11 protein-coding genes are annotated in these 13,054 nt (G+C 40.8%); 5 read left to right on the top strand and 6 right to left on the bottom strand.

Going from position 1 to position 13,054, the window contains the following annotated elements:
- Positions 1–16 precede the first annotated feature (16 nt).
- The 4 genes from ORQ98_RS01180 to ORQ98_RS01165 all read right to left on the bottom strand — a co-directional run bounded on the left by ORQ98_RS01180 (position 17) and on the right by ORQ98_RS01165 (position 5,399).
- On the bottom strand, positions 17–2,407 hold the full coding sequence (locus ORQ98_RS01180; protein WP_274686939.1) for a Lon protease family protein: 2,391 nt from the start codon (positions 2,405–2,407) through the stop codon (positions 17–19).
- Positions 2,408–2,518: 111 nt separating this feature from the next.
- On the bottom strand, positions 2,519–2,944 hold the full coding sequence (locus tag ORQ98_RS01175) for a globin family protein (protein ID WP_274686938.1): 426 nt from the start codon (positions 2,942–2,944) through the stop codon (positions 2,519–2,521).
- Positions 2,945–3,343: 399 nt separating this feature from the next.
- Positions 3,344–3,832 (bottom strand): protease complex subunit PrcB family protein, encoded by a 489-nt coding sequence (locus tag ORQ98_RS01170; RefSeq protein ID WP_274686937.1) that lies wholly within the window; start codon positions 3,830–3,832, stop codon positions 3,344–3,346.
- Between the two features lie 247 nt (positions 3,833–4,079).
- Positions 4,080–5,399, bottom strand: coding sequence for an OprD family outer membrane porin (locus ORQ98_RS01165; RefSeq protein WP_274686936.1), 1,320 nt, complete (start codon positions 5,397–5,399; stop codon positions 4,080–4,082).
- A gap of 633 nt (positions 5,400–6,032) precedes the next feature.
- Here ORQ98_RS01165 and ORQ98_RS01160 point away from each other — a divergent pair.
- Together ORQ98_RS01160 and ORQ98_RS01155 are read left to right on the top strand one after the other, a co-directional pair.
- Entirely contained in the window at positions 6,033–6,533 is a 501-nt protein-coding gene (locus tag ORQ98_RS01160) for a hypothetical protein (protein ID WP_274686935.1), read from the top strand.
- Positions 6,534–6,609: 76 nt separating this feature from the next.
- A complete protein-coding gene (locus ORQ98_RS01155) occupies positions 6,610–6,744 on the top strand; it encodes a hypothetical protein (protein ID WP_274686934.1) in 135 nt (44 codons plus the stop codon).
- Positions 6,745–6,806: 62 nt separating this feature from the next.
- Here the strand turns inward: ORQ98_RS01155 and trmA are convergent, their stop codons facing one another.
- Positions 6,807–7,892, bottom strand: coding sequence for a tRNA (uridine(54)-C5)-methyltransferase TrmA (gene trmA, locus ORQ98_RS01150; protein WP_274686933.1), 1,086 nt, complete (start codon positions 7,890–7,892; stop codon positions 6,807–6,809).
- Between the two features lie 25 nt (positions 7,893–7,917).
- Positions 7,918–9,210, bottom strand: a complete 1,293-nt coding sequence (locus ORQ98_RS01145) for an NCS2 family permease (protein ID WP_274686932.1) — start codon at positions 9,208–9,210, stop codon at positions 7,918–7,920.
- Between the two features lie 364 nt (positions 9,211–9,574).
- On the opposite strand from ORQ98_RS01145, the gene hutC reads away from it, so the two are divergent.
- The 3 genes from hutC (at position 9,575) to hutG (ending at position 12,877) form a co-directional block, all read left to right on the top strand.
- The gene (gene hutC, locus ORQ98_RS01140; RefSeq protein ID WP_274686931.1) at positions 9,575–10,291 is read left to right on the top strand and encodes a histidine utilization transcriptional repressor HutC; all 717 of its coding nucleotides are present in this window, start codon (positions 9,575–9,577) and stop codon (positions 10,289–10,291) included.
- Positions 10,292–10,671: 380 nt separating this feature from the next.
- The gene (hutI, locus tag ORQ98_RS01135) at positions 10,672–11,925 is read left to right on the top strand and encodes an imidazolonepropionase (RefSeq protein ID WP_274686930.1); all 1,254 of its coding nucleotides are present in this window, start codon (positions 10,672–10,674) and stop codon (positions 11,923–11,925) included.
- Positions 11,918–12,877, top strand: coding sequence for a formimidoylglutamase (hutG, locus tag ORQ98_RS01130; RefSeq protein WP_274686929.1), 960 nt, complete (start codon positions 11,918–11,920; stop codon positions 12,875–12,877). Before hutI ends, hutG begins: the two co-directional genes overlap by 8 nt.
- The last annotated feature ends 177 nt before the right edge of the window (positions 12,878–13,054 follow it).

Genomic DNA, 13,054 nt, shown 5'->3' with positions numbered 1-13,054 from the left:
GTTATTATTGTAAATGTTAATGGTGATGATTATTCGCCAACTCAGCTAATTTTTTTAATTTAGTAATGGCAATTCCGTTAATTGAGTTAGCAGGGTATTGATGGCTTTCATCAAGTTCACCTACTGGACGGTGAGTGAGCAATTCTAATGCTTGATCCACTTTGTTAATGGCATAAATAGCAAATTTATCAGCGGTAACTGCCTCTACCACTGGTTGATTAAGCATTAGATTTTTTACATTAGCGGCTGGAATAATTACACCTTGATTACCTGTGAGGCCTCGTTTTTCACACAATTTGAAGAAGCCTTCTATTTTTTCATTAATTCCCCCAACAGCTTGTACTTCACCATATTGATTAATTGAACCAGTTAAAGCGAGGCTTTGGGAAAGAGGGATTTGAGTGATGGCTGAAATCAAACAGCACAGCTCAGCCAGTGAGGCGCTATCGCCATCTACCTTGCCGTAGGATTGTTCAAGGGCAATATTGGCGGTCAAATTAAGTGGAAAATCTTGCGCATATTTTTGACCTAAATAACCTGATAAAATCATTACACCTTTGGAGTGAATGGCTTGCCCTAGCTCTGCTTCTCGTTCAATATCAACAATGCCTGCCGTGCCTGGAAAAACGGTTGCAGAAATTCTTGATGGTGTTCCAATACAGTTGTTGCCTAAATCCAGTACCGTTAGCCCATTTATTTTTCCAACATATTCTCCTTGGGTATCAATTAAAATAGTATTGTCTAGCATGTCATCCATAATCTCGCTAGACAAGCGATTAGTGCGCCACTCTTGGCCATGCAGAGCTCGTTCAATATGCTCTACTTCGATTAACTTATCTCTGGCCATACGTCTTAAGCAATTGGCTTCACTGACTAAGTCAAACATATCCCTGAATGAGGCAGATAATTTGGACTTATTTTCCGCTAGCCGCAAACTATGTTCCATTAGTCGTGCTACGGCTGCAGAAGTGAGTGGTTTAAACTGGTTTTTTTCGACATAAGTTTGCATAAGTCGGGCAAAGCCATCTTTGGTTTCTTCATTAAGCAGAATTTCATCGTCAAAATCGACAGTCACTTTAAACAGTTTGTGAAAGTCGCTGTCGTAGGCTTGGAGCAGATGATAGGTTTCCCGGTCGCCAATCAGTACTATTTTTACTTTCAAAGGAATGGGTTGAGGGTTCAGGCTTATCGTATTGACTAACCCCAGCTCAGATACAAGCGATTCAAGCCGTATTTCCTCTTCTTTTAACGCTCTTTTTAAGGCATCCCATACATGGGGCTCGGTTAATAATTTATCTGCATCAATAATCAAGTAACCGCCATTGGCCTGATGTAGCGAGCCAGGGCAAATATGGCGAAAATTAGTGACTAACGTACCTAAATCACTGCTGTATTCGACACGGCCAAATAAGTTTCGATAACTCGGGTGTGACTCATGAGTGACGGGAGCGCCTGCTGTTTTATCTCGTGCTACAACTAAATTAGGGGCAAATTCGTTAGTTAACGCTTCTTTTTTTTCCGCATCTTCTCGTGCTTCTTCACTTTCTTCTACTAATAGCTCAATAACTGTCTTGTGTAGCTGCTCTTTAGTGGCTTGAAGAAAGTCTTGGATTTTTGCCATTTCTTTATATTTATCATGTAAGGGGCGAAATAGTGGAGCAATCGCCCGATTAATGGTTTGCCGGTTGAGTTTGCGCATTTTGTCTGATGACTCCCGCTTCCATTGAGGGAGTCCTACCAAGGCTTCATTGAGCAATATTTCCAGGTGAGAGATATGTTGATGAAAGGCTTCCCGTTCGGTATCTGGTAAGCTGGCAAACTCTGCTTCATCCATCATTTTGCCCCCTTTCACAGGAGTAAAGCTGATGGTGTTGGTATCTTTGAATAGTGCAATACTGTGTTTTAAAGCTGCTTTTTCAACGGTATCGATAGCGCGGTCATATTGTTGATTAAATTCTTGTTCAACTCTGGCTTTTTGCTGTTGATAACTAGGGTGTTCAAAGGCTGCGGGGAATGTGGCTAGCAAATTATCTAATAGCTGCTCAAAATCATCTCTAAAAATATTAGCCATCCCAGCAGGCAAAGCTAAAACGATAGGTTCTCTAGTGAGCCTATAGTTATTGACATATAAATAGTCGTTTGGGGTTGTTTGTCGCTTGGCTTCTTTATCAAGAAAAGCTTTTACATAAGAGTTGCGACCGCTACCGGGTCTTCCCATCACATACATATGGTAGCCACTTTGCTGCATAGCAACTCCGAACTGCAAGGCTGTAACAGCTCTATCCTGGCCTAAAATGCCGTAGTAGGGTTTTAGTTTGTCTGTGGTGGCAAACGGAAAGTCGTTGTGAGAAATGGTGGTCTTCAGCCGTTCAACACTGAGCTTTAACTTATCTGTTTGTTGTTTCATAGAGTGACCCAGCCATACTTTCTTATCAGTTTAGCTTCAAAGTATCAAAGGCTGAGGGAAGGGCTGCACATTGTACTGTTATTGATCTGACTTAGCTGAAAAGATAGGCAGTTACTCCTCAACATGATTATGTTTAAACTTCATATAAGTGATTCCACTCGCTAAAACCAGTCGCCAGGCAAGCTCTATATTATCTGAAAATTCATCATCATACTGGGCAACGGTTTCTATAAGCGCTTCTAGCCAGATATCGTACCATTCAGGCAATATATTAAGGTGAAGGCGGTTATGCTGAATAGCAATTTTTTCTAAATAATCTGTAGCATTATTGGTTGCATAAAAAGTAAGCAGTTTATAAAAAGACTTTTCTAAAAGCCGTTTTTGCTTGCTCATATCGGTATTAGCAAAAGCACGGGCAATTGCATCTGATTTACTAGTAAAATTAAGATAAAAGGCATCAAAAAATGATCTGGCATTAATTTCTTTGCCTAACACTCGCTCATAACTAGCATCAAATATATTTTCAAAGTCGCTCATCGTGTTTTTGACTTGGTTGTGAGTGTAATGCCCCGATCCTCTTATAAGTATAGCATTTGAGTAAAGTGATATTTTTGTGTCAAATCAATGGATGTTGTATTAATAAGGGGCTTCTTTCCACTATACATTTTGAGGTCTTAGCAAAAATTGATTCCCCTCTTTGAAAGAGAGTGTTGCAAAAGGGTATTAGAGAGTAAATATGAAATAACAGGGTATTCTTCCATCGCTCTACAAGGCCATTCCTGGCCTTTATAGTTTTTGCTGTTCCTAACAGCTGTTCCAGAACACCCTATCACGCGATATTTTCCAGCTTTTGCGACAGCCTCAAAAGAGAAAGTTGGAGCGGCCATCGTTCTAATTTTCCTTTTTGGTACACCTTCTCTGGAAAGAAAAACCTATTTATTCACACTCTATTATTTGATTGGTTTCTTTAAATACCACTTGCATTGGAGCGTGAGGAATTTTTATTTGTACTAACTGATAGGGTGACGTGAGTGATGTAATCACAGCGCAGCGCTGTCCAGGCTCGATTGAATTGACTGTTGCAATGACTTTATTGTCTTTTTCCCGTACATCCACCACTTCAATCATAAAACCACCACTAGGCTGAGTTCCCATATAAATACCCAGCACTAAATACTTATTAAAATCAATAATGGGTAACCCTGTACCGCCACTTGGATTTTCTGCATAATAGCGGGCTGCTAAAGTACCTTGATCAGTAATCACTTCGAGCTTTTTAGATTCTTCAACACTGTAAACACCTTGGTCAATGACTGAATAGGGTAGTGGCTCTGATATCGGATCAGCCAAACTATAATCTGCCATGGCGATATTGGCAGATAGTAATGAAATAGCTGCAAGTGTATTGATGAAATGATTGCGCATGGTTAACAGTCCTTGTTTAGTTGCTATTTGTATTATTCGCTTTGACTATAAAATACCCAATACGAAGGGCATAATTCCATTTAAACGGCAATTATTGTATTAGCAAGGACTAAAAATAACGTGATTTCTTTCACAGTTAGCGGCAAGTGTTGTAAATAAAAAAGCCTGTCAACAATGACAGGCTAAAGGAATAGTAGGTCACTAGATATGTACACGTCTAGTCGTGTTTAATGATTAGGAGTAATCACTAGAAAATGTTGAAGGTATAGTCAATGTAAATTTGGTTATTGTCTATATCTTCATTTTTTAGGTTTGATTCTTCTCTATGGGTATAGTTGGTCCACTTGAGCTTTAAGCCTTTAAGTGCTGCTGTCTGAAACGCATATGCGATGGTTGTATCCCGGCCCCACTCCTTGTTGCCACGGCTTGTAGTCTCAATACCAGTGTTATTCTTATCGCCATCAAAGCCTTTTCTATAGCCTGCTGCTAAGGTGAGTCCAGGTATCCCAACTCCGGCAAAGTCATACTCAAAGCCAACCATTATTGCCTTTTGGTCTTTACAAATAAAGTCTGACCAGTAGGGAACCATGGAGTTAAACCCTCCAAAACCTGAGGGGGAAGCTGCCCAATCATACTCAAAATCTGCACCTTTAGTTTGATGGTAAGCTGTTTTTAGTGTTAACTCATCTACGGTGAGTTCTGCTAGGAGCTGGGTGTTTTGGGAGTCATAACCGTCAAAACTAGCTGCTTGGGCTGCGGTTCTGTCTTTATTTATTTTACTTCGAATAAAAGCATCACCATTTTCTTTGACTCTATGATGAATACCTTCTAGGTAGAGTTGAGTATTATCAGCTAAGCTGAAAGTGTGGTAAATCTTGAACTGTTGTCCTTTTAAAAAGCTGTTTGACTCTCCCCAGTCATACTCAAAGCCTAATCCATTATCAAACTCATAAGCTAAGCCATAGCTTTGAATATAGTTAACTTCTTCAACACTATCACCAAAGTGCTCAAAGTGTCCCATATTACGCCATGAGCCTTCAGTTAAATAAGTACCATGTAGTTTCAGGCCATGAACATTAATATCAGCTGCAGTGCCATATACGGAGCTGGGTACAGCACGAGAACCAGAACCTTGAATAAGATTTGTGTCACGACGCATTCGGCCGTGCTTAAAATTAAAGTTTAAATCATCATCACCTAATTTTACTTTTACATATGCTTGGCCTAGCAGGTTGATATCGTTCGTTTCTTTAGGGTTTCTTCCATCTGCCGGTAAATGAGTAAAATTATTACCTGGAGAGTCTAAATCCCAAGCACCATAATAAGAAGCATCAAACCCTATGATGTCTGCAAAATAACCTGATGTATAATTGAGTTGGAGACCTTGTATCCATTCTCTATTGTCATAGTCGGAGCCGTGGCGGCCATCCCGGTTGAAATAAACATTTCTTAACATTCCATCTAACGAGCTACCTTCAATAAAACCTTCATCTGCATGGGTTACTATATTAAACGAAGAAGCGGCTACGATAGCGGTACAAAGCGTGGTGCGTTTGAAAATATGCATTGTTATTATCTACTCCTAAAGGTTGTTTTATACCCTTGTTTTATAAGGGCTATAGCTACTTCTTACTCACTTACCTGCCGTATTTTTTAGCAAACAACCACTCGCCCGATGAGTTTTTTATAAACCAATAGGCTGAAATATAACCTGCACACCTACGATTAACTATTAATTAAAGGTGGTGAGGCATTAAATTATTTAATGGTTAAGTAAGTGAATAAAAACTTTTTATTATTATGAAACTCGCTTTAGTTATTTGTTTGGTTTATATCTGTTATGACTGAGGGTGTATTGTTACTAAATTTTAACTTAAAAAGAAAGTATTTTTTATTGGACTTTAGTAAATGTTGGATTGTCGAATACGATATAAGTGGCTGTAGAGGATAGAAGTCCTTCAATTAAAGTCTATCTCTAATAGTTGCTTGAGTGTATATGATTTTTGCAGGTGATCTATCGGTCTGTATATGACTGTTTAGTCTGAATAAAATATTTATTGTATGTTGCTTTTTTTACGCTGTTTTTATTTTATAAATAAGAAACTGCTGTTTTAGTATTGCTTTAAATTAAAACGCAGTTGGTCTTTTTGATTTTTTGAACACTTCTTTTTGAAAGTTACTATTTACTAAGGAACTGATCTTGAATCGTTATTTATTATTTTTTGCTTCACTTTTGCCTGCTACCAGTCAAGTAGCAGTTGCAGATGATTATGTAGCTCGGTATTTATGTTATGCCGATGGCAAAATATGTCAGAATGGAGCGGGTGCGCCGGTGAATTCTCGGCTTGAGATGAAGTTGATGAAGGATGAAAAGGGATTAATTTATTTAACTCAGACCCTTGGCCATGTGTTAGTGACTGATGATACTGAGCCGTCTATTTTAGCTGATCGTTATGGCTATTATGCTTTATTTCGATTTGGCCGACTTTATCAAAATCCAGATTATAACCCTGTTGTTTACCAGGATCATTATCAATTTAAGCCTTTTAATGCAGTGACTACCAACGGTTTTGATGGTGGTGGTATGTGGGGCTCTTTTGTGCTACCAACCAGCCTTGATAAAGAAGTCAGTGCTCATTATATTTTTCAAGCAGGCTCCCATATTGGCGGAACTATTGATTATAAATGCAAGCGCCGTTGATCCTAATCAACTCAGGAGTTAACCATCTCTTTTAAGCTGTTTCATATTATCTTTGATGCACGCTTAATGAGGTGGAATGATGGGCTCAACAGTTGCGGTTGCTGGTATGACATTGATGATTTCTCTGGGCACTATCTTGATTGCAGGGCTTGCTGTAGGAATTATCGTTACGCTAGTAGAAAGCCGAATTGAGCGGCCGGATCATTCGTGAAGAGTGTAGTACAGTAGAAAAAAGGCTGTATTGTTATATTCTAAAGCACAGCCTTTTTGATGTTATCTTTTTTGCAACAATACACCTGCTTCCATATGATGGGTGTAAGGAAACTGATCAAATAAAGCAAAGCGCTTTACCTGGTGGGTATCCATTAGGTTTGCAATATTTTGTTGTTGTGTAGTTGGGTTACAGGAAATATAAATAATATTATCAAACCGCTTAACCAACTCTTCTGTTGCAGGATCAAGCCCGGCTCTGGGTGGGTCGACAAAAACTGTGGAAAACTGGTAGTCGTCTAAGTTTACATGGGCAAGGCGGCGAAAGGCTCTGATTTTATTGAGTGCTTCAGTTAATTCTTCACTGGCCATTCTGGCGATAGTAACATTCTCAATATTATTGCGCTGAAAGTTGTACTCAGCTGCTTTGACGGAGGTTTTTGAAATTTCTGTTGCCAATACTTTATTAAATTGCTTGGCTAGTGGAATGGTAAAATTACCATTACCACAGTAAAGTTCTAGTAAATCACCACTTAGCTCTTCAGCAATACCTTTTGCCCAGCTTAGCATTTTTTCGCACACATGGGCGTTAGGTTGAGTGAAACTATTTTCGATTTGTTGATAGTAATAGCTTTGTTCGTCAACGGTCAGCTTTTCTATAACATAGTCTTGACTGAGCACCACTCGTTGTTTGCGTGAGCGGCCTATAATGTAGATATTTAGTTGCTGCTCCAGTTGCTTAGCTGCTTGTTCCCAGCTGTCATCTAATGGCTTATGATAAATTAAGCTGACTAATACATCACCTGTTTGACTAGCAAGAAATTCCACTTGAAATAGCCGTTTGTGTAAAACTTCCTTGACTTGTAAAGCGGTTAATAACTTAGGCATCAACTCAGAAATGGATAAAGTCGCTACTGGAAACTCGGTGACCTCAATCACTTGCTTATTTTCTGGGTTGAACATGGCGTAATGAATACGGCCATTATCTCGCCAAATTCTAAATTCTGCCCGCATGCGGTAGTGTTGTGGCAGTGAAGGGTAAATTTCCAGCTGGGGCGAGTTAAAGCCAGCATATGCTGCACTGAGCTGTTCAGACTTTTCTTTGAGTTGCTGGGGGTATTGCTTAGGGTCGATATGAATAACAGCCATGGGCTCTATACCAATCACAATTCAATTAATTAAAAAGAGATAACTTAACTAAAAATAAAACACTCAGGATTAATAGTGCTGGGTTCAATTGGCTGGTTTTACCACTGAGTAATTTGATAATAGTGTATGAAATAAAACCAAGCGCTATGCCATTAGAAATAGAAAATGTGAGTGGCATAGTAACGGCAGCAATCACAACGGGTGCCGCATCCGTAATATCATCCCAATTAATATGAGTTAGTCCGCCAGTCATTAGGACGGCCACATAAAATAATGCGGGAGCTGTAGCATAGGCAGGAACAGTACCAACTAAAGGAGAGAAAAATAAACATAATAAAAACAGGCCCGCGACAACTACCGCAGTTAAACCGGTTCTACCACCTGCTTCGATACCTGATGCACTTTCAATATAACTGGTGGTGGTAGAGGTACCTAACATGGCGCCGGCCATCGAGGCTGAACTATCAGCCATTAGGGCTTTGCCCAGTCGAGGTAATCGACCTTGTTTATCCAGCATTTTACCTTTTTGGGCAACAGCAATCAGTGTGCCTGAGGTATCAAACAAATCAACGAAAATAAACGCGAAGATAATACTGATCATGCCGACTTCTAATGCATCAGCAATATTTAGTTGCATTAAGGTTGGCGTTAAGCTGGGGGGCATTGAGACAATACCTTGGTATTCCGTTTGACCAGCTAACAGGCTAATAATTGTCACTGCTAAGATACTGACCATAACGCTGCCGGTTACTTGGCGGTAACTTAAGGCAATGATTAAAAAGAACCCTAGCGCAGCCATGGCAACGGGGAATGAAGCAATATTACCCAAGGTAACAAATGTTGCAGGGTTATCAACCACCAAGCCTGCGTTCTTTAATGCAATAAAGCCTAAAAATAAGCCTATGCCTGCACCAATCCCTACCCGCAATGCCATGGGTATACTGTTGATGATCCATTCTCGAATACGAAAGGCGCTTAATAAAAAGAAACAGATGCCGGAGATAAAGACAGCACCTAATGCCACTTCCCATGGGTAGTGAAGTTGATTGACAACAGTAAATGTAAAAAAGGCATTGAGTCCCATTCCGGGGGCTAAGGCGATGGGGTAGTTTGCCCAGAGCCCCATTATCAAGCAACCAATAGCGGCTGCTAGGCAGGTAGCGACAAACACAGCCCCTTGATCCATTCCCGCCGCTGCCAGCATATTAGGGTTAACAAACACGATGTACGCCATCGTTAAGAAAGTGGTAAAACCAGCTAATACTTCAGTTTTGACACAGGTATTGTGGGCTTTGAGTTTAAATAATGCCTCAAGCATTTAATAACTTCCTCATTGACCAAGTTAAACACCTGGGGAGATGCGAAATTTTGCGATACCCAGTAACTACGGTGTTGAAAAGATGGGCGATCTTACCGCAAATTGCTGGCAGGTTCGAATAATGTTTGCTTCGAAGTTAGTAATTGATGGTATTCTAAGAATGCCTGTTAATTTCTACGTATGAGTGGTTATTAGGAGTAAGGGTATTTTTAGAGATGCTCGCCAGTAAAAAGGAGTAGTTGCCAAATTGAGCAGCTGTGCTAACAGCTGGTAGATTCATTAATACAGGCGTTTGACCCAAACAAATTCACATACTTATCCACAGTTTGTGTGAGTAACTCAGAAAAAGCAGAATTAGAGCGTTATGGTGACAAACGATAAGCCCCGCTACCAACAGATAAAAGATTTTATTTACCAGAACATTCGTGATCGTCACTATAAGCCTCATGAGCGAATTCCTACGGAGCATGAGCTTTCTGACAAGTTTCAAGTAAGTCGAATGACAGCTAACAAAGCGATCAGGGATTTGGTGAAAGAAGGGTTATTGGTTCGCTACCCTGGGCAAGGGACGTTTGTGACAGACCTGAAAGTTGAATCGCCGCTGTTGGAAATAAAAAACATTGCTGATGAAATCCGTAGTCGAGGCCATGTACATAGCAGCAAGGTGGTTAAGTTGGAAGCTGTCTCTGCCACTGAGCAAACGGCTTTAAAATTAGGGGTGCAAGAAGGTGAAACGATTTTTTATTCGTTGATTGTGCACCAGGAAAATGACCAGCCACTGCAGGTGGAAGAGCGCTATGTCAACGCAACAGCAGTGCCTGACTATTTAAAGCAAGACTTCACTGCTACTACCCCTAATGAGTATTTATCAAAACACTGTCCATTATCAGAGGCTGAGCATGTTGTTGAAGCTATTATGCCTGATGAAAGTATTCAGCAGTTGTTACATATTGAGTCTGCTGAGCCTTGTTTACTGGTTAACCGTCGTACTTGGTCAACGGGTCAGTTAATTAGTGTTGCTAAACTGATTCATCCTGGCTCTCGTTATAAGCTTCGCTCCCAAGCAGTTATGGCTGAATAAAATTCAGCCAAGTTTCCCATTCTTATGAAATAAGTCAAAAATTAGCAATTGACGAGCAACTTGAACTCAATCTATATTTGTATATACAAATTCTGTTTGTTGGATCCACGATACCAAGTAGGACTACATACAGGATACAGAACATGCCTCAAGTCCACCCTTAGAGGCTTTAATTGGCTCCATGCCTCGTAAGTTTCTGTATCCTGTATCTCTAGCCCTAAGCTAGGAAGCATCTACTAATTCATAACAGACACCAAAGTTTAGGTATATCTAAGTAATAGAAGGAATAAAAGAAGCCGAAGTAGTTGATAAATAGTAAGCTGATTTGTATATACAAAATAAGTACTAAATAAAGTAACAGTAATTAGGGCCAAGCCTGAATGGAACAAACGCACTTTACAGCCATAGCAGATACTGTCTGGACTAACGTTAACCTGATAACCGGTGAGCTAGCAGATAAAGGCCTAGTGACTGCAAAAAATCAGTCGGTAGTGGTCAAGGATGGCCGGATTATCGCTATTTTGGATCAATCTTCAGGAACTGCTTTACCACAAGCTAAACGAATTATTGATGGTGAAGGTGGTTGGTTAAGTCCTGGGTTAATTGACTGCCATACTCACCTAGTATTTGCCGGGAATCGAGCCAATGAGTTTGAGCAGCGTTTAGAGGGTGTTCCCTATGAAACCATTGCTAAACAAGGGGGAGGAATTCTATCCACCGTTACTGCCACTCGATCTGCGTCTGAAGAAGAGCTGCTTAAGTTAGCCTTGCCACGACTGGATGTGCTCATCGCTGAAGGGGTTACTACGGTAGAAATTAAAAGTGGTTATGGTTTAACCCTGGGCGATGAATTAAAAATATTACGAGTTGCCAAACAATTAGCTAATCACCGGCCTATTAACATTTCTACAACGTTATTAGCCGCCCATGCGGTTCCTCCTGAGTTTAAAGGTAAAGCCGATCAATATATTGATTTAGTCTGCAATAAGATTATTCCTCAAGCAGCTGAGCAACAATTAGCCGATGCAGTTGATGTATTTTGTGAAGGTATTGGGTTTAGCCCTGTCCAGTCAGAAAAAGTGATGCAAGCAGCTAAAGCTAATGGGCTAGGGGTAAAAGCCCATGTGGAGCAACTGTCGAATTTATCCGGTGCGGCCTTAACGGCAAAATATCAAGGCTGGTCGGCGGATCATTTAGAGTATTTGGATGAAGCAGGGGTAAAAGCGCTGTCAGATAGTAATACTGTTGCTGTGCTGTTGCCAGGGGCATTTTATTTTTTAAGGGAGCAACAGCTACCGCCTATGGAACTGCTTAGAAAATATCAAGTACCCATGGCGTTAGCCACAGACTTTAATCCCGGTACTTCGCCGTTGGCATCCATACGACTAATGATGAATATGGGCTGTACCCTGTTTCACATGACCCCCTCAGAAGTGATTGCTGCTGTTACTGCTAATGGGGCCAAGGCGCTAAAAATGGAAGAAACCAGGGGAGTAATTAAAGAAGGCATGACTGCTGATATGGTGCTTTGGGATATTCAACATCCGGCAGAATTGGCCTATCAATTTGGCCCACAAGTTATTAAACAAAGAATTGTTAATGGCCAGATCACAGGGAGTGAAACACATGTATAAACCCGCCAATATGTCGCTTTGGCAAGGACGAGTGGATGAGTTTGAAGGTGAAGCTGGGCTGCGTTGGCATCAATTAATTCAGCCTTTTAAACCAGAGGTGGCTGCAGGTGTTGCTATCTTGGGTTTTGCCAGCGATGCGGGAGTAAAGCGTAATCAAGGCCGACCCGGTGCCAGCCAAGGGCCAGTTAATGCAAGACAAATGCTGGCGAATTTGCCTAATCGATTGTCCCGGCCAGTTTATGATGCGGGCGATATTATATGCACTAATGATCAGCTGGAATTTGCCCAATTAACCTTAGCCTGTCAGGTGGAAATGCTATTAGCAGCACGGCATTTTCCATTAGTGATTGGCGGTGGCCATGAAGTCGCCTGGGGTAGTTATCAGGGGCTAGCTAAATACGCTGAAGGCTGCCATCAACAGCCCGTCATTGGCATTATTAATTTTGATGCCCATTTTGATTTACGTCAGGATGCGAGGCCCAGCTCTGGAACGCCTTTTCGACAAATTGCCGAATACTGCCAAACCCAGCAAACCCCTTTTAAGTATTGCTGCTTAGGCATCAGTGAGCCTAGTAATACAGCTGCTTTATTTAATCGTGCTCAGCAGCTGGAAGTGAGTTATCGATTGGATCGAGACATGAACTGGCAACAATTGCCGGCTATTGAAGCCCAGCTTGACCAATTTATTCAGCAATGTGACTGGTTGTATCTCACCGTTTGTTTAGATGTTTTTCCATCTGCCACGGCACCTGGAGTAAGTGCTCCTGCAGTGTGTGGAGTGGAGTTAGCTCTGATAGAACATTTAATTCAAAACAAAATTAAACCTGCAATCGATGCTAATGGTTTTCCCAAACTTAAATTAACGGATATTGCAGAATTTAATCCGGAATTTGATCGTGACCAACAGACAGCAAGACTAGTGGCACGATTAACTGACTTAATAACACGATAAACAAGAATGTTTACCCAAAGCGTAGGGCTTTTAGATGAGGCCGTCGAGCGATGAAGTCCCATGAGCCTATGAGTAATAGGTGATTGGGGTGACAGTTAAATGCTCCATGCATTAACTGTATTTCCACCTTCCATGGTGGTCAAGAGCGACGACAACAAAGTATAAAAATCATTCGCG

This window comes from Spartinivicinus poritis (assembly GCF_028858535.1).
Taxonomy (GTDB): domain Bacteria; phylum Pseudomonadota; class Gammaproteobacteria; order Pseudomonadales; family Zooshikellaceae; genus Spartinivicinus; species Spartinivicinus poritis.
Note: the sequence above shows the minus strand (reverse complement) of the source record. Positions and strands in the feature narration are given on the sequence as shown.